General features: G+C 62.8%; 20 protein-coding genes. 13 read left to right on the plus strand and 7 right to left on the minus strand.

Features of this window, described 5'->3' with window-relative positions:
• Positions 1-177 precede the first annotated feature (177 nt).
• The gene (gene adh, locus DYZ14_RS20690; RefSeq protein WP_154722448.1) at positions 178-1,692 is read right to left on the minus strand and encodes an aldehyde dehydrogenase; all 1,515 of its coding nucleotides are present in this window, start codon (positions 1,690-1,692) and stop codon (positions 178-180) included.
• Positions 1,693-1,830: 138 nt separating this feature from the next.
• Positions 1,831-2,790, minus strand: a complete 960-nt coding sequence (locus tag DYZ14_RS20695; RefSeq protein WP_154722449.1) for a helix-turn-helix domain-containing protein — start codon at positions 2,788-2,790, stop codon at positions 1,831-1,833.
• A 359-nt stretch (positions 2,791-3,149) separates the two neighbouring features.
• Between DYZ14_RS20695 and DYZ14_RS20700 the strand changes: the two genes are divergently transcribed.
• From DYZ14_RS20700 to DYZ14_RS20725, 6 genes are all read left to right on the plus strand, one after another.
• On the plus strand, positions 3,150-3,749 hold the full coding sequence (locus DYZ14_RS20700) for a 50S ribosomal protein L25/general stress protein Ctc (protein WP_115671637.1): 600 nt from the start codon (positions 3,150-3,152) through the stop codon (positions 3,747-3,749).
• A 231-nt stretch (positions 3,750-3,980) separates the two neighbouring features.
• Positions 3,981-6,356 (plus strand): EAL domain-containing protein, encoded by a 2,376-nt coding sequence (locus DYZ14_RS20705; RefSeq protein WP_154722450.1) that lies wholly within the window; start codon positions 3,981-3,983, stop codon positions 6,354-6,356.
• Positions 6,357-6,386: 30 nt separating this feature from the next.
• Positions 6,387-7,103, plus strand: a complete 717-nt coding sequence (locus DYZ14_RS20710; RefSeq protein ID WP_154722451.1) for a substrate-binding periplasmic protein — start codon at positions 6,387-6,389, stop codon at positions 7,101-7,103.
• Positions 7,104-7,196: 93 nt separating this feature from the next.
• Entirely contained in the window at positions 7,197-7,916 is a 720-nt protein-coding gene (gene pth / locus DYZ14_RS20715; protein ID WP_154722452.1) for an aminoacyl-tRNA hydrolase, read from the plus strand.
• Between the two features lie 4 nt (positions 7,917-7,920).
• On the plus strand, positions 7,921-8,394 hold the full coding sequence (locus tag DYZ14_RS20720) for a GNAT family N-acetyltransferase (RefSeq protein ID WP_154722453.1): 474 nt from the start codon (positions 7,921-7,923) through the stop codon (positions 8,392-8,394).
• 53 nt (positions 8,395-8,447) lie between these two features.
• Positions 8,448-9,407, plus strand: coding sequence for an oxygenase MpaB family protein (locus DYZ14_RS20725; protein WP_154722454.1), 960 nt, complete (start codon positions 8,448-8,450; stop codon positions 9,405-9,407).
• Here DYZ14_RS20725 and clpS read toward each other — a convergent pair.
• Positions 9,385-9,696, minus strand: a complete 312-nt coding sequence (gene clpS, locus DYZ14_RS20730; RefSeq protein ID WP_154722455.1) for an ATP-dependent Clp protease adapter ClpS — start codon at positions 9,694-9,696, stop codon at positions 9,385-9,387. The genes DYZ14_RS20725 and clpS overlap by 23 nt on opposite strands.
• Positions 9,697-9,889: 193 nt before the next feature.
• Between clpS and ychF the strand changes: the two genes are divergently transcribed.
• A complete protein-coding gene (gene ychF, locus DYZ14_RS20735; RefSeq protein WP_115671630.1) occupies positions 9,890-10,993 on the plus strand; it encodes a redox-regulated ATPase YchF in 1,104 nt (367 codons plus the stop codon).
• Between the two features lie 146 nt (positions 10,994-11,139).
• On the opposite strand, the gene DYZ14_RS20740 is transcribed toward ychF, so the two are convergent.
• Both DYZ14_RS20740 and DYZ14_RS20745 read right to left on the minus strand, forming a co-directional pair.
• Positions 11,140-11,346, minus strand: a complete 207-nt coding sequence (locus DYZ14_RS20740) for a YgaP family membrane protein (RefSeq protein ID WP_115671629.1) — start codon at positions 11,344-11,346, stop codon at positions 11,140-11,142.
• 77 nt (positions 11,347-11,423) lie between these two features.
• Positions 11,424-12,086, minus strand: a complete 663-nt coding sequence (locus tag DYZ14_RS20745) for a Crp/Fnr family transcriptional regulator (RefSeq protein ID WP_154722456.1) — start codon at positions 12,084-12,086, stop codon at positions 11,424-11,426.
• Between the two features lie 67 nt (positions 12,087-12,153).
• Between DYZ14_RS20745 and DYZ14_RS20750 the strand changes: the two genes are divergently transcribed.
• The 6 genes from DYZ14_RS20750 to DYZ14_RS20775 all read left to right on the plus strand — a co-directional run bounded on the left by DYZ14_RS20750 (position 12,154) and on the right by DYZ14_RS20775 (position 15,304).
• The gene (locus DYZ14_RS20750) at positions 12,154-12,621 is read left to right on the plus strand and encodes a MaoC family dehydratase (protein ID WP_154722457.1); all 468 of its coding nucleotides are present in this window, start codon (positions 12,154-12,156) and stop codon (positions 12,619-12,621) included.
• Positions 12,618-13,100, plus strand: coding sequence for a MaoC family dehydratase (locus tag DYZ14_RS20755; protein ID WP_154722458.1), 483 nt, complete (start codon positions 12,618-12,620; stop codon positions 13,098-13,100). Before DYZ14_RS20750 ends, DYZ14_RS20755 begins: the two co-directional genes overlap by 4 nt.
• Entirely contained in the window at positions 13,097-13,576 is a 480-nt protein-coding gene (locus DYZ14_RS20760; protein WP_154722459.1) for a glutathione peroxidase, read from the plus strand. The genes DYZ14_RS20755 and DYZ14_RS20760 overlap by 4 nt, the downstream gene beginning before the upstream one ends.
• Before the next feature lie 4 nt (positions 13,577-13,580).
• The gene (locus DYZ14_RS20765; protein ID WP_154722460.1) at positions 13,581-14,387 is read left to right on the plus strand and encodes an AraC family transcriptional regulator; all 807 of its coding nucleotides are present in this window, start codon (positions 13,581-13,583) and stop codon (positions 14,385-14,387) included.
• 77 nt (positions 14,388-14,464) lie between these two features.
• On the plus strand, positions 14,465-15,076 hold the full coding sequence (locus DYZ14_RS20770; RefSeq protein ID WP_154722461.1) for a LysE family translocator: 612 nt from the start codon (positions 14,465-14,467) through the stop codon (positions 15,074-15,076).
• Positions 15,077-15,154: 78 nt separating this feature from the next.
• Positions 15,155-15,304 carry a hypothetical protein gene (locus tag DYZ14_RS20775; RefSeq protein WP_154722462.1) on the plus strand — a complete coding sequence of 50 codons (150 nt, stop codon included), beginning with the start codon at positions 15,155-15,157 and terminating at the stop codon, positions 15,302-15,304.
• A 94-nt stretch (positions 15,305-15,398) separates the two neighbouring features.
• On the opposite strand, the gene DYZ14_RS20780 is transcribed toward DYZ14_RS20775, so the two are convergent.
• Both DYZ14_RS20780 and DYZ14_RS20785 read right to left on the minus strand, forming a co-directional pair.
• Positions 15,399-15,941, minus strand: a complete 543-nt coding sequence (locus tag DYZ14_RS20780; RefSeq protein WP_154722463.1) for an adenine phosphoribosyltransferase — start codon at positions 15,939-15,941, stop codon at positions 15,399-15,401.
• 128 nt (positions 15,942-16,069) lie between these two features.
• A complete protein-coding gene (locus tag DYZ14_RS20785; protein WP_154722464.1) occupies positions 16,070-16,948 on the minus strand; it encodes a cytochrome c1 in 879 nt (292 codons plus the stop codon).
• Positions 16,949-16,952: the final 4 nt, after the last annotated feature.

Here is a 16,952-nt window from a genome sequence, read left to right on the forward strand (position 1 = left end):
TCCTCAGACGGCACGGCTGGGTTAAGCCCTCCCCACAAGGGGGAGGGCTTAACCCAGCCGTGCCGTCTGAGGATGGAAACGAGCGGCTTCCGCGTCTCTTCTCCCCCCTCGTGGGGGAGATGGCCGGCAGGCCAGAGGGGGTCTTTCTTATGTGGCCGACTGAGGGCAGCTGAGGCCTCAGAAGAACCCCAGCGCCTTCGGGCTGTAGCTGACCAGCATGTTCTTGGTCTGCTGGTAGTGATCGAGCATCATCTTGTGCGTTTCGCGACCGATGCCGGACTGCTTGTAGCCGCCAAACGCTGCATGCGCCGGATAGGCATGGTAGCAATTGGTCCACACACGGCCGGCCTGGATGTTGCGGCCGAAATTGTAGCAGCGATTGGCATCGCGGCTCCACACACCCGAACCAAGACCGTAGAGCGTGTCATTGGCGATCTCGAGCGCTTCGGCATCGTCCTTGAAGGTCGTGACCGATACCACCGGGCCGAAGATTTCCTCCTGGAACACCCGCATCTTGTTATGGCCCTTGAACACCGTCGGCTTGACATAATAGCCGCCGGCGAGATCGCCGGAGAGGTTGTTGCGCTCGCCGCCGATCAGCACTTCGGCGCCCTCCTGCCGGCCGATATCCATGTAGGACATGATCTTTTCCAGCTGCTCGCTGGAGGCCTGAGCGCCGATCATCGTCGACATGTCGAGCGGGTTACCCTGCTTGATGGCGGCAACGCGCTTCAGCGCCTTTTCCATGAAACGATCATAGATCTTTTCATGCACCAGCGCGCGGCTCGGGCAGGTGCAGACCTCGCCCTGGTTGAGCGCGAACATCGCGAACCCTTCCAGCGCCTTGTCGAGATAGTCGTCGTCCTCGCGCATCACGTCCTCGAAGAAGATGTTCGGCGACTTGCCGCCGAGTTCCAGCGTCACCGGAATGAGGTTCTGGCTGGCATATTGCATGATCAGCCGGCCGGTCGAGGTCTCGCCGGTAAAGGCGATCTTGGCAATGCGCGGGCTGGTGGCGAGCGGCTTGCCGGCTTCCAGGCCGAAACCGTTGACGACGTTCAAGACGCCCGGCGGCAGCAGGTCGCCGATCAGTTCCATCAGCACCAGCATCGAGGCCGGGGTCTGCTCGGCCGGCTTCAACACCACGCAATTGCCGGCGGCGAGTGCCGGTGCGACCTTCCAGGCGGCCATCAGGATCGGGAAGTTCCACGGAATGATCTGACCGACGACGCCGAGCGGCTCATGGAAATGATAGGCGATGGTGTCGTGGTCGACCTCGCCGATCGTGCCCTCCTGGGCGCGGATGCAGGCGGCGAAATAGCGGAAATGGTCGATCGCCAGCGGAATGTCGGCGGCCATGGTCTCGCGCAGCGGCTTGCCGTTGTCCCAGGTTTCGGCGCGGGCGAGCAGCTCGAGATTGTCCTCCATCCGCTGCGCCACCTTCATCAGGATGTTCGAGCGTTCGGTGGTCGAGGTCCGGCCCCATTTGTCCTTGGCGGCATGGGCGGCATCAAGCGCCAGGTTGATGTCCTGCTCGTCGGAGCGCGCGACATCGCACAGCTTGGCCCCGGTCACCGGCGTGGTGTTTTCGAAGTAGCGGCCATTGACCGGATCGCGCCATTCGCCGCCGATGAAATTGCCATACTTGAGCTTGAAAGGCGTACCCGCAACGGTCTGGACTTGAATATTCATGCTATCATCCTCCCTGACAAGGTCCCTCCAACGGACCGATGAGAGGATGATTGCTAAGTTTTGCCGAGGAACGATAGAGACCCGAATTCATACCGCAGCGCACAGTGTTTCAGGAATGCGACATATGCGAAAGCGGTCCTACTGCAGCGAATAACGCTTCATCTTGCGATGCAGGGTGGCGCGGCTGATGCCGAGAACCTGCGCGGCCTGCGAGACATTGCCGTTGGTGCGCGAAAGCGCGCGGCGCAGCGCCGCCCGCTCTGCGTCGTCCAGATCGGAGCTGGCATCACCACGGCTCTCGAGCAAGGCGTCGGCCGCCGGAAGCCCTTGGGCGATGCGCTGATCGTCGAGCTTGAGCGCCGTCCGCGCCGCCTTGGTGGCCCCGAGGATGAGATCGTCACAATCGACCGCGATCAGCGCCGCTGTCGCGGCATGGGCGGTCGGCACCATGATGATCCGCGCACCCGGGAAGGCATTCCTAAACAATGTCGCCTCGACCCGTGCGGCAACGTCCCGCACCGCTTGCGACAGGATCGACAATGTCATGTCGGTCACATCCGTCCGGCAGGTCGAGATATCGAGCGCCGCCGCGACCCGCCCCATATGGTCGCGGATCGGCGCCGTCGCACAGGAGAGCCCGATATTGGCACTGAGAAAATGCTGGTCGCGATGGATGATGACCGCGCGCTCGTCGGCAAGCGCGGTGCCGATGCCATTGGTGCCGACGCTCGCCTCGGTCCACACATTCTGTTGCCACAGGCCAAGCTCACGGAAATCCGCATCGTCGCCGGCCGCACCCCGTCGATCGAGCACGATGCCGTCGCGATCGGACAGCACGATGCAGCAACCGGAGCGGCCGACGGTCTGATAGAGGCGGTCCACCTCGTCGGCGCAGGCCGTCACCAGGTGGTCCATCCGCTCACGGGCGTAGCGAAAGACGGCCTCGTCGGCGAGCACCGGCCTGCGCCCCTCTTCCGGTGCAAGCTGGTGAAGGTTCAGGCAGCGCCGCCACGAGGCGGCGATCGGCGAACTCGCAGCCGCCGAATTCTGCAGCGCGGTTGCATAGACCAAGTCCGAATGGCTGGATGGCTGGCGCATCGGCTCCTCCCAAAGCGATAATGCCCATGTCGCATGACTCTTTCAATGACGATCAGCTGAAACAAGAAGCGCGGCATCTTCATTGGTCAAACTGTCGCAGATGTGCGACAGGTCCGCGGGCGTGCAGATGCCTGGACCAGACAGGGACCGGCAGAACCGGCAAAAAGCCGTTCACCGACGCCTTGCGGCAAAACCTCCCGGCAAAGCTTGCCTTTTCCACGCTTCTGTTCTATAGCGCGCCCGTCCGTGTAGACACCCTTGGAGGCAACGCGGATGAGGTTCTTGCCAGAACCCCGGTTTCGACCGGCGCCATTGACGTGCGCCTTCGGGACTCTCCAGACAACTTGAAAGGAACTGCCATGAGCCACTCTTCTTACGAGCTCAAGGCCGAGGCGCGCGAACGGGTAGGTAAGGGGTCCTCCCGCGAACTTCGCCGCAACGGTTTGATTCCCGCTGTCATCTATGGTGACAAGCAGGCCCCCATTGCCATCTCGCTCAACACCAACGAAGTGACGAAGCGTATCCACGCCGGCGGTTTCATGACCACCATCGCCACCATCGAAGTCAACGGCGAGAAGATCAACGTCCTGCCGAAGGACTACCAGCTCGATCCGGTGCGTGACTTCACCATGCACGTCGACTTCCTGCGCGTCTCCGCCGACAGCAAGGTCACCGTCGAGGTTCCGGTTCACTTCATCAACGAAGAGAAGTCGGCCATCAAGATCGGCGGCGTGCTGAACATCGTGCGTCACGCAGTCGAGCTGCACTGCCCGGCCAACGACATTCCGGAATTCATCACCGTCGACCTCGCCGGCCACAAGATCGGCGACAGCCTGCACATCTCGCATGTCAAGCTGCCGGCTGGCGTGACCCCGGTCATCACCGACCGCGACTTCACGATCGCCACGATCGTTGCTCCGGCCGGTGGCGTCTCCGAAGCCGAGACCGAAGAAGCCTGATAAGGTTCGGCAGAACTCCTGCCGCATGATGATCCCGCCTCCCTCCGGAGGCGGGATTTTTCGTGTCTGGAATGGCGTGACAATTGCAGCTTGCACGCTTGATTTCGCACCACCCCTTTAGCGAGATTTAACAAAGATATGAAAACCTGCATCCTCGTTGTGGGGTATCGGGGAGCATATGGTCTTGGCATTGATCAAGAACCCTCATGGAATTGATGGGGCCGCCGCGGCATGACCCGGTCGATCGAAAGCCGATTCCTGGCGATCGTCGCCATCACCGTCTTCATCCTCGTGGTGCCGCTGTTCGCCCTGTTTCTGACCCTCTCCTCGGATCGGGCAGCCCGGGAACTGCACGACCATGTGGAAATCCTGCTGGCCACCAACTCCCAGGCGCTCGCCAAGCCGATGTGGGATTTCGACCGCGAAAGCGTCGAGCAGATCGCGGCAACGATCGTCTCCGCCAATGCCGTGAGCAAGGTTCAGGTCAGGGATCTGTCCGGTGGCATCAATGTTTCCATGCCCCCCCTGCCGACCTGGCCGAAATCCGGCGTGGAATCCAAGACCCGTGAAATCGTCTACGACGGCGTCGACGGTCGCAAGCAGGTCGGAACGATCACCATCTACTACGGTCGCTTCGATGCGCTGTCCTCGCTGCGCGATGCCGAAGCCATCCTGATCGGCATTTTCATCGTCGCCGTCCTCGGCGTCGTGCTTGCCGCGATCTTCGGCAATCGCATCATGATCATCCAGCCGCTGATGAAGCTCGCCGGCGCGATCGAGGCGACCCGCCAGCTCGGTTCGCGCCATCACGTCGACTGGCAGTCGAACGACGAGATCGGCAAGCTGGCGAAAAGCTTCAACGCCATGCAGATCCAGCTCGAGCAGGAAGAACGCGAGCTCAAGATCGCCCATCGGCGCGCCACCGATATCTACAATCTGACCCCGGCCATGCTGTTCTCGCTCGATGAGCAGGACCGCATTACCGGTGTCAGCGACTATTGGCTGCTGGCCACCGGCTACGAGCGTCCGCAGGTTCTCGGCAAGCGCTTTGCAGATCTCGTGCACGCCGAGGCGCGCGAGGCCTATCTGGAGCGCAAGCGCCAGAAGAGCCAAAGCGACGCGGTCGTCGAGAGCACGACCAAATTCGTCCGCGCCGACGGAAATCTGATGGATGTGCTGATCGTCGAGGCGAGCAAGGAAGGCACGTCCGGCGAGACCGGCCTTTCCCTCAGCGTCATGACCGATGTCACGGCGTTGAAGCAATCCGAGGCCCGCAATCACCGCCAGGCGATCACCGATCACCTGACCGGCCTGATGAACCGCCAGGGCTTCGAGAACGCGCTCGACATCGAGATCCGCGCGACCGACGCGATGAACGGCGAACTCGCCTGCATCTTCGTCGACCTCGACCGTTTCAAGTGGATCAACGACAATCTGGGACATCAGGCCGGCGACACGGTGCTGCGCATGCTGGTCGACCTGATGCGTCCGCTCCTGCCGCCCGGCGCGGTCGCCGCGCGCCTCGGCGGCGACGAATTCGCCGTCCTCTTGCGATCGGCCAAGGTCGAGCATGACGCGCTGGAACTCAGCCATCGCCTCTGCGCCACCTTCGAACAGCCGCTTCTGGTACAAGGCGTGACCGTCCGCCTCAGCGCCAGCGTCGGCGTGGCACTCTATCCCCGCCATGCCGGCAATGCCGCCGAACTGCTGCAGAAATCCGACATGGCCATGTACAGCAAGAAGCGCGACGGCAAGAACGGCGCGCTGCTCTACGATCCGCTGATCCAGGACACGACCCGCCAGCGCGCCGCCATCGAACGCGACATCGAGACCGCACTCGACGAGGACTGGTTCGAGGCCTATTTCCAGCCGATCGTCGACCTTGGGGATGGTCATGTCGTCGGCTACGAGGCCCTGCTCAGGCTGGAACACCCGATCAAGGGCACGCTCCCTCCCGCCGACATCATCAAGATCGCCGAGGAGACCGGCGCCATCACCCGCATCGGCAACCGCATCCTCGAGAAGGCGCTCGCCAATCTCGTGCAGCTTTCCGAGGCGACGGGTGATTTCGACGCCTACATCGCCATCAATTTCTCGCCGCTTCAGTTCGAACAGACCATGCCGATCCGGCTCGCGGCGCTCGCAGCCCGACATGGCATCGCGCCGCACCGCATCGTCATCGAGATCACCGAAGCGACCCTTCTGCACGACAATCCGCAGATCCGCACCATTCTCGACGAATTCAACCGCTTCGGCTGCCGCACTGCGCTCGACGATTTCGGCACGGGCTACTCGTCGCTCAGCTACCTCAACCGCTTTCCCGTGGACATCGTCAAGATCGACCAGTCCTTCATACGCTCGCTTTCGGCGGAGGAGCCGGAACTGCAGCACAAGAGCCGCATGCTGGTCGAAGGCATCACCGCGATTTCCCACAAGATGGAATGCACGGTGGTCGCCGAGGGCATCGAGACCGAAGAGCAGCAAGAGATCCTGCGACAGTTCGGCGTCGATCTCGGTCAGGGCTATCTGTTCGCCCGGCCGCAGCCGGTCCGCCAATTGATCAAGACCCTGATAAATTCACCAAGACGCGGGGGCTCGGTCGCCTGAGCACCCCTCATATCGCGAAGGAAAGTGCCTATGAAATACGCCGCATTTCTCCTGTCGATGACATTGGCCGGCGCCGCAGGTGCCGAGACCATCCACTTCACCACCGAGGACTATCCGCCCTATAATTATCGCGAGGGCGGCGAACTCAAGGGCGTCGGCTACGAACAGACGGTCGGCCTGATGAAATATGTCAAGGCCGATCATACGATCGAAATGATGCCCTGGGCCCGCGCCCTCCAGCTCGCCGAGAGCGAGAGGACACACTGCGTCTTCACCACCGCCCATATCGCCGAGCGCGACAAGCGTTTCAAATGGGTCGAGCCGCTCGCCATCGATCGCAATGTGATGATTGCCAACAGAGCGTCCGGCATCAAGCCGCGCTCGATCGAGGAGGCACGCCAGTACACGGTCGGCACCCAGCGCAACGATTACACGCAGGACCTGCTGGAGCGGAACGGTTTCCCCAAGGTCGACCTCGCCACCGACCTGAAGCTCACCTTCAAGAAGCTGATGAGCGGCCGCATCGACCTGATGCCGATTTCGGAGAAATATTTCCAGGACCTCAGGGCCGAGGGCAATGCCATCGAGGCGCTGTTCATCCTCTCCGAACAGAAATTCGCCATTGCCTGCAACATCGACTTTCCCGATGCGCTGCTCGCCGAAATGCAGGCCGGGCTCGACAAGCTGATCGCCGACGGGACGCAGAAGGCGATCTTCGAGAAGTACAAGATGCCGACCGGCGACTGACCGACGCGCCGCTCGCCCACCGCAAAGCGGGTTGACAACGCCGCCGTTTCGCGGTGCTGAGAGGTGACCTTTCACCACCGACGGACATGGCTCATGATCATCATAGCGGGGCTCGGCAATCCCGGCGCGCAATACCGGGACAACCGCCACAATATCGGCTTCATGGCGGTGGACGCCATTCACAGGCGCCATTCCTTCTCGCCCTGGGCGAAGAAGTTCAAGGCCGAGATCGCCGATGGCGAGATCGCCGGCGAGAAGGTGCTGCTGATGAAGCCGCAGACCTTCATGAACCTGTCCGGTGAATCGGTTGGCGAAGCCATGCGCTTCTACAAGCTCGGCCCCGGCGACATTATCGCCGTGCATGACGAACTCGACCTCCTGCCCGGCAAGGTGCGCATCAAGGTCGGCGGCGGCCATGGCGGCCATAACGGACTGAAGTCCCTCGACGCCCATTGCGGCAAGGACTATCGCCGGATTCGCCTCGGCATCGGCCATCCGGGCGACAAGGATCGCGTGCACGGTCATGTGCTCGGCGACTTCGCCAAGATCGATCGCATCTGGCTGGAACCGCTGCTCGACGCCATCGCCGACAATGCCGACCTGCTGGTCAAGGGCGACGACGGCAAGCTGATGAACAAGCTGGCCCTCGCCACCGGGGCTAAGGGGGAGGCCCCCGCCCCGGCCAAAGCGGCCAAGCCGGCCGGCCAGTCGCATATCCGCCAGGCGCGCAACACGGCCCAGCCGAAGAAGCTGCCGGAAACCGGGCCGATGGCGGAAATGCTGAAGCGCATGTTCGGCAAGAAGGACGACTGACGCCATGTCGAAGACCGTCGAGGTCCGCCCACTGCAGAAAGGCGATTTGCCCGGCCTGCTCGCGCTCTATGCGCAGCTGATCGAAGACGACCTGCCGCTTGCTCCTGCCTTGGCCGAGACACGATTCGATGAAATGCTGAAACGTGACGGCCTTACCGTGTTCGGTGGTTTTGCCGACGGCATTCTCGCCAGCACATGCGTCCTGATCGTGGTGCCCAATCTCACCCGTGGCGGCATGGCTTACGCCTTCATCGAGAACGTCGTGACCGACGGGGCGCATCGCCGCACCGGCCTTGGACGCCAGACGGTCAGGACCGCGATCGATGCGGCATTCGACGCCGGCTGCTACACGGTTCGTCTGCAGACGGGCGGAAAGCGGCCCGGCACGCTCGACTTCTACAGGAACTGCGGCTTCGACCTGACGAAACATGGGCTGGAGGTCCGCCGGATCCCACCCCGCCAGGCTTCGCCGACCTGAGCGGCGGAACAAGGATGGCCGCTGAGGCATTGACCAGCCCTGGAGGCCCCCTCATGCAACTCGCCTTATCTCCGCTGCCCCTGCCCGGTCCCTTGAGCCGCAGACTTGATCTCTTCGCCCTCAAGCTGTCCCAGCCCAAGGGCATGACCTTCGACTTCTCCACGCCGCAAGGCGAATCGGCGCTGGTGCCGGCGGATTCGGTTTCCTGGCAGGTGTTCAAGAACCCGGTCACCGTCTTCATTGGCGGCATCGCCGCCGTTCTTCTCAAACTGGCCGAACCGCATGTGCGCGACGGGGTCTGGCAGCACAGCAGTTTCACGACCGACGCGCTTGCGCGCATGCAGCGCACCGGGCTTGCCGCGATGATCACCGTCTATGGCGCACGCAGCAGGACAGAAGCGATGATCAAGGGCGTCAACCGCCGTCACGGCTCGGTGACCGGCCTGACGACGGAAGGCAAGCCCTACCGCGCCGATGATCCGATCCTGCTGGACTGGGTTCAGGCGACCGCCGCCTTCGGCTTCATGGAGGCCTATCATCGCTATGCCCGTCCGCTTTCCGACGAGGAGCGCAACCGATTCCTCGCCGAGGGAAAGGCGGCAGCCGACCTCTACGGCGCGACGAGTGCGCCCGTCTCTGTCTCCGAGATGAACATGCTGTTCGAGGTGATGCGGCCGCGGCTGGTAAAATCGGAGGTCGTCTTTGCATTCCTCGATATCGTCCGCAGGGTTCCCGCCCTGCCGACGGCTTTGCGGCCCTTCCAGGAACTGCTCATCACCGCGGCCGTCGAGCTCTTACCCGCCTGGGTGCGCGACAGGCTTGGGCTTCGGCAGTTAGGATCGCTTACCCCCATGCAGCGGGCATTGGTGAAGGCTGCGGCCTTTGGCGCCGAACACATCATGCTGCCGTCGTCCGCACCGGTCCAGGCCTGCCGCCGCCTCGGTCTTGCCGACGACTACCTCTACCGCCGACGCCCTTCAGGTCGGCCGATCACTCCTCCGGCTCGGTCGTAAACATCAGCGGAAAGCCCGCCTCCTTGGCGAGATCGGTCGCCTCCTTGGCCTTCGTTTCGGCAATATCGCGCGCGCAGACGACAACCACGGCGGAGCCGAACTTGTGGGCCGTCATCATTACCCGGTAGCCGGTCTCCTCGCTCATCCGGAACACCGCCTTCAGCACCAGGGTGACGAACTCGCGCGGTGTGTAATCGTCATTGAGCAACAGGACCTTGTAGAGCCTCGGCCGCTCCGGCTTGGGCTTGGTCACGGTCTTCGGCTTGAGGGCGACATCGTCTCCCGTCATCGGAACCTCTCCAGCGATGACATCGGGTCCCGGCCCTTTGGCGACCGGCCCGGCGGGTGCATTCTAGCGCATCTGACCGCGACCGTCGACGGTGGCGCAGAAGGTCCGCACCGCTCCAGAGACTTGACCGCACCCTTCCTTTATCCCATAGGCGTGGGCAAAGATCATTCCAAGCTAAGCAGGTACTCTGGCCATGGGCTTCAAATGCGGTATCGTCGGCTTGCCCAATGTCGGCAAGTCCACCCTCTTCAACGCGCTGACCAAGACGGCGGCGGCGCAGGCCGCCAACTACCCGTTCTGCACGATCGAGCCGAACACCGGCGAAGTCGCCGTTCCCGACCCGCGCATGCAGAAACTCGCAGCCGTCGCCGGCTCGAAGGAAATCATCCCGACGCGCATCTCCTTCGTCGACATCGCCGGCCTGGTCCGCGGTGCCTCGAAGGGTGAAGGTCTGGGCAACAAGTTCCTCGCCAACATCCGCGAAGTCGATGCCGTCGTGCACGTGCTGCGCTGCTTCGAGGACGACGACATCACCCATGTCGAAGGCCGCATCAACCCGGTCGGCGATGCCGAGACGATCGAAACCGAACTGATGCTCGCCGACCTCGAGAGCCTGGAGCGCCGCGTCGAACAGACCCGCAAGCGCGCCGCTTCCAAGGACAAGGATTCGCTCGCCCAGCTGCCGGTCATGGAAGCCGTGATCAAGCTCTTGAACGAGGGCAAACCGGCCCGCCTGCTGCTGAAGACCTTGGCCGCCGACGAGATCGAGGTGCTGAAGGGCCTGAATCTCCTGACCTCCCACCCGGTGCTGTACGTCTGCAACGTCGCGGAAGCCGACGCTGCGACCGGCAACGAGCACACGCAAGCCGTCGCCAAGATGGCAGCCGAACAGGGTGCCGAATGCGTGATCATCTCGGCTGCGATCGAAGCGGAGGTCGCCCAGTTGCCGGAAGAGGAATCCAAGGAATTTCTCGCAGCACTCGGCCTGGAAGAAGCCGGCCTCGACCGCCTGATCCGTGCCGGCTATCACCTGCTGGATCTCATCACCTATTTCACCGTCGGCCCCAAGGAAACCCGCGCCTGGACCATTGTCCGCGGCACCAAGGCACCGGCCGCCGCCGGGGTCATCCATACCGACTTCGAGCGCGGCTTCATCCGCGCCTTCACCATTGCCTATGACGACTACATCAATTTCAAGGGTGAAGTCGGCGCCAAGGAAGCCGGCAAGGGCCGCGACGAAGGCAAGGAATATGTCGTCCAGGATGGCGACGTGATCCACTTCCGTTTCAACACCTGAGACGGACTGACAGGACCAGGCTTCACACACGAATTTGAAACCGCCGCCCCTCTCGTGAAGGGCGGCGGTTTTACTTTGGTTCATTGTGTCGACGTCAAGACCACCGATCCCGGATCCGAAGATCCGGCGACATCAGGCTCCGGTCTTCAGACCTTCTTCATCGGGCAGGTCGACATGCCGAAGAGCGAATAGAGCGGGCAAGTCGAGAGGAGGCCCGTGAGCAGCGGGACGACGCCGATCAGCGTCCAGTAACGCCACGAGGCGTCCGGATAGATGAAGAACAGCGACAGGACGACGAGACCGACGACAATGCGCAGGATACGATCGATCGATCCGACATTCTTGGCGAACATGGCATTCCCTTTCGATGCTGGGCAGGTTGCACAGTAAAATCATCATAGCTGCGGCCAAAGACATGTCAGTGACTAAGTCACGCTTTCGGCGAAGTGGCCATGCGCCCCAGTTCGGCCGCGTCGAGCACGCGGATCAGCCCGCGCTCATTGACGACGATCCCTTTCGAGGCCAGAGCCTCCAGGCGCCTCGACACCACCTCGCGCGCCGTCCCGATCACCGCAGCCAGTTCCTGGTGCGTCGCCTCGATCACGTCGCCGCCGGCGGCCCGCTCGATCAGCGCAAGGGCGAGCCGCTTCTCCACCTTGACGAAAGCGACCTGTTCGAGGACGAACATCAGATCGCTGAGACGCGCCGCAAAGGCGCGGAACACGAAATTGCGGAACGCGGCCGAGATCGCCATCAGGGTTTCAAACACGGCTTGGGGCACCATCACGGCGACGAGATCGCTCTCCGCCACCGCCTCGCCGGTATAGGCCGCCCCGCCCAGCACACCGAGCGTGGTCTGCACGCAGGTTTCGCCGGGCGTCACGGCATAGAGCAGAAGTTCGCGCCCGCCACGACCGGTGAGATAGACGCCGATGCGGCCGGATAGCAGGATGACGAAGGCCTCGGCCTGGTCGCCGGGTCGAAACAGCGTTGTCCGGTCCGGCACATGCTGCGGCCGCAAAACCTCAAGCTGACGGCGGGCCTCACGGTCGAGCTCCGAAAGGAACGACGCCTGTTCGATCCATCCCGCCATCCGCGCTCCTTGTCATTGCCCGTCTCGACGGTCATTCTGCACAGAAACGCCCACAAGGAAATGTCGCATGCCATCCTCGAAACTCTATTTCGAAGACTTCCACATAGGAAGGATATTCACGCTTGGACCGAAGACCGTCAGCGCCGACGAAATTGTTGAATTCGCGACGGAATTCGACCCGCAGCCGATGCATCTATCGGAAGCTGCCGGCAAGGCCAGCATCCTCGGCGGGCTGAGCGCATCCGGCTGGCACACCAGCAGCATGTTCATGCGCATGATGATCGATTCCTATCTCCTCGCCTCCGTTTCCGAGGGCGCGCCGGGCATCGACGTGATGGAGTGGCGAAAGCCGGTGCTTGCCGGGGACACGCTCAAGGGCCGCTCGACCGTCGAGGCGGCGCGAGCGATGCGCTCGCGCCCGCATATCGGCATCGTCACCTTGAACCACGAGCTGGAAAACCAGCGCGGCGAGATCGTCCTGCGCTCGCGCAATTCGATCATGTTCCGCCGACGCGATGCGGAGGACGCCGCATGAGGATGATCGAACTCTATCCCGCCGGCCACAAGGTGGAGACCGGTTCGCGCCTGTTCACCGCCGAGGACATCATCCGGTTCGCCGAAAAGTTCGATCCGCAACCGTTCCACACCGACGCCGATGCGGCGAAGTCCTACGTCTTCGGCGGGCTCTGCGCCTCCGGCTGGCACACCTGCGCCGGATGGATGCGCTGCTTCATCGATTTCTGGGGCGCGGAGGTCGAGCGGCTGAAGGCCGAGGGTCTGGTTCCCCCAAGGCTCGGCCCCTCTCCCGGCTTCGAGGAACTGCAATGGCTGAAGCCGGTCTTTGCCGGCGACACGATCACCTATAGCCTGACCAGCCTTGAAAGCCGGCCTCTCGCATCGCGTCCGGGCCTGATCCTCAATGTCGGCCTCGGCGAAGGCATCAACCAGAAGGGCGAGCCCGTGCTGCGCTTCAAGACCAAGATCCTCGAATTCGTGACGGAGAAAACCCCATGAACCTCCATGACTTCCATGCGGTCGATATCGACGGAAAGAACCGCGACCTGTCCGAATTCGCCGGAAAGCTGGTCCTCATCGTCAATACCGCCAGCGCCTGCGGCTACACGCCCCAATATGAGGGCCTGCAGAAGCTGCAGGAGACCTTTGCCGGCGACCTCGTCGTCCTTGGCTTCCCCTGCAACCAGTTCGGCGGACAGGAACCGGGAGGCGAGGACGAGATCAAGGCCTTCTGCGAGATCAACTACAAGATCGGCTTTCCGTTGTTCGCCAAGGTCGAGGTCAACGGAGCGAACGCCCATCCGCTGTTCAAGTATCTGACGCATGAGGTGCCGGGTATCCTCGGCACCGAGGCCATCAAGTGGAACTTCACCAAGTTCCTGATTGGCCGCGATGGGCAGCCGATCGCCCGCTATGCCCCTGGAACCAGGCCGGAAGCGATCGAGGACGACATCCGCAAGGCAACGGAGGCTTGATGCCATGCGGCCGAACGCGGGCGAGTTCAAGCTGTTGGCGAGCCGGTGCGCCGGCCTTTCGGTCATCGCCGCCTGCTCCGCCCATCGCTTCCCGCGCCACACGCATGACGAGTTTGGCATTGGCGCAATTTCCAGGGGCGGCCAAATGTCCGCCTCCGGACGCGGACAGGTGACGGCCGGCGCTGGGGACATGATCACCGTCAATCCCGGCGAGGTCCACGACGGGGAACCCTTGCGCGGCGAGCCTCGCGCATGGTGCATGTTCTACCTGACCCCAGCGCTCATGGCCTCATTGCTGCAAGGTTTCGAATTTCCCGGAGAGTTCGAGTTCTCCGCGCCGGTGCTGCGGCAGGGCATGGCCGCTGACGCCTTCCGCTCTGCTTTCAACCGCCTGACCGCGCCGGACCAGCCCGCGCCGGACCTTCTGGCCGACGAGACCCTGCTCGGCCTTTTCGCATCGCTGATAACGAAGCCTCAAGGGAAAGCTGCCGACAGCCCGCATCCAGGTCTCCGGCGGGCGCGAGCGCTTCTGGATGACGACCCGACGGTCAACCATTCACTCAAGGGACTGGCGATCGAGGCCGGCCTCAGCCGCTTCCAGACTCTCCGCGCCTTCGTGGCATGGACCGGCCTGACACCGCACGCCTACCTGATGCAGCAGCGCGCCTCCCGAGCCCGAAAGCTGATCATCGCGGGTCGGCCCCTTGCCGCCGCTGCGTTCGAAGCCGGCTACGCCGACCAAAGCCACATGACGCGTGACTTCCGCCGACGCTACGGGCTGACGCCGTCGGCCTTCTCCAATGCCCGGTGAAGACCCGTGCAATTCCGTTCAAGACCGCCAGCCTGCGTGGTCGCTATCCTTCTTGGAAAGACAACGGAGCGGATAGCATGCTGCTGGAATTCACCCTCACATCGCTGATCCTCATTGCCACGCCGGGGACCGGTGCCCTTTATACCGTCGCCATGGGCCTCGCCCATGGCCGTTCCACAGCCGTGGTCGCCGCCTTCGGCTGCACGCTCGGCATCGTGCCGCACATGGCCGCCGCCATGGCTGGATTGGCAGCGGTTCTGGCAACCAACGACGCTGCGTTCAACATCCTGAAGCTTGTCGGCGCGCTGTACCTGATCTGGATGGCCATCAATGTGTGGCGGGACACCCGACTTCTCGCGCCGCCAAGCGAAGCGAAGAGGCGAACCGCCGGTTCGATCATACGCCACGCCGTGCTGATCAACCTGTTGAACCCGAAGCTATCGGTCTTCTTCCTGGCACTCCTGCCGCAATTCGTCCGCCCCGACGATCCGGGCGCCCTAGCCGCCATGGCCGGCTATGGTTTGGCCTTCATGGTGATGACTTTCGCAGTCTTCGCCCTTTACGGTATCTTTGCCGCGCTGACCCGCGACCGGGTCCTGTCCAGCAAGCGATTCACAAGCCTGATCCGAAAGGCGTTCGCCGCCGCCTTCCTGCTGCTCGGGATCAAACTGGCCCTTGCCGGGCGATAACCAAGACGGCTGCGGCCGGGAATGGAACCGTCCGACCTTGCGTTCGTTGTATCCCTGTCTCAAGAACAGGAGCAGACCATGCACAAGGACAAGCGTCAGGACGAGGCCGAGGCAAAGGGCGACCTCGATCACCGCATCATCGTCGCCGGACCGGAAACTCGGGCCCGGGAGAACAATGGCAAGGATCCGCAGCCAGCCAAGACGGTCGTCAAGGACGACGCCAACTGAGATCATCGGAATGGCAAGTGCTCAGGGCTGGGGCAGACCAGAGCAGCGCGGCGATGGGCCCACCGCCCAGATCGCCGTGTGGCCGCGCCGAACTTCAATGGCCGGAAAACTCGACCAGGGTGCGGACCTCGACCCCCAGTGCCTCGAGCTTCTTGCGGCCGCCGAGATCCGGCAGGTCGATGACGAAACAGGCCGACACGACATCGGCGCCGAGCTTGCGCAACAACTGGACCGCGCCAACGGCCGTGCCGCCCGTGGCGATCAGATCGTCGCAAAGGATGACCTTCTCGCCCCGCTCCACCGCATCGACATGCATTTCCATTTCATCGACGCCATATTCCAGGCTGTAGGCGATGCTGACCGTCTCGTGCGGCAGCTTGCCCTTCTTGCGGATCGGCACGAAGCCGGCCGAAAGCTGGTGCGCCAGTGCACCGCCCAGGATGAAGCCTCGCGCCTCCATGCCCGCGACCTTACCGACCTTGAGCCCGGCATAGGGCTGCACAAGCTCGTCGACGGCCCGGCGAAAGGCGCGAGGATTGCCAAGCAGCGTGGTGATGTCGCGGAAAATGATCCCCGGCTTCGGATAATCGGGAATGGAGCGGATCGAGGAAGCGAGCTCCAGCGCGAAATTGTTCATGTTAAGTCCATGATGAATTGGTGTGTTGGGAGGATTGCAGGCGACATTATCAAGTCTCGCGAAGGCAGACCAATGAAAAAGGCGACCCGAAGGTCGCCTTTTCCTGTCACTGTCTGAACCCGTAGAGCTCAGTGTTCCTTGTTGGCGTAGACCGACTTCTTCGTCAGGTAGACCAGCGCCGTGAAGATCGCCAGGAACACCATGACCATGAAGCCGGTGCGCTTGCGGTCTTCGAGATGCGGCTCGGCCGCCCACATCAGGAAGGCAGACACGTCCTTGGCATACTGGTCGAGCGTCTGCGGCGTGCCGTCGTCGTAGGTGACCTGGTCATCGCTGATGGGCGGAGCCATGGCGAGCGAGGCGGAACCGACGAAATAGGGGTTGAAGTAGGTCCCCTCCGGCACTTCGACGCCTTCCGGCGGCTCCTGGTAGCCGGTCAGCAGCGAGTAGATATAATCCGGGCCGCCTTCCTGGTACTGGGTGAAGATGTCGAAGACGAAGGTCGGGAAGCCGCGCTCGACGCCACGCGCCTTGGCGATCAGCGAGAAGTCCGGCGGAGCCGCACCGCTGTTGGCCGCAGCCGCCGCTTCCTTGTTCGGGAAGGGCGACGGGAAGTAGTCCGACGGAACGGCCTTGCGGGTAAACATTTCGCCGTCGGCATTCGGGCCGTCTTCGACTTCGTATTCGGCGGCAAATGCCTTCACCTGCTCCTCGGAATATCCGAGATCGGTGAGCGTGCGATAGGGCACCAGCTCCATCGAGTGGCAGGCCGAACAGACTTCCTTGTAGACCTTCAGGCCGCGCTGCAGCTGGGCCTTGTCGTACTTGCCGAACGGGCCGGCAAAGCTCCAGTCGAGATTATGCGGCTTGAGGATCGGATAGTGGCTGGTCGCTGCCGCGTGCTCGACGGCGGCGGCAAGGCCATGACCTTCCTCCGCAGCCGATGCGCCGGACGAAAAACCGGCCAGGGTTGCGATCAGAGCGATGCTTGTAACAAGCTTTTTCATCTTA

The organism is Ciceribacter sp. T2.26MG-112.2, from assembly GCF_900492205.1.
Lineage (GTDB): Bacteria > Pseudomonadota > Alphaproteobacteria > Rhizobiales > Rhizobiaceae > Allorhizobium > Allorhizobium naphthalenivorans_A.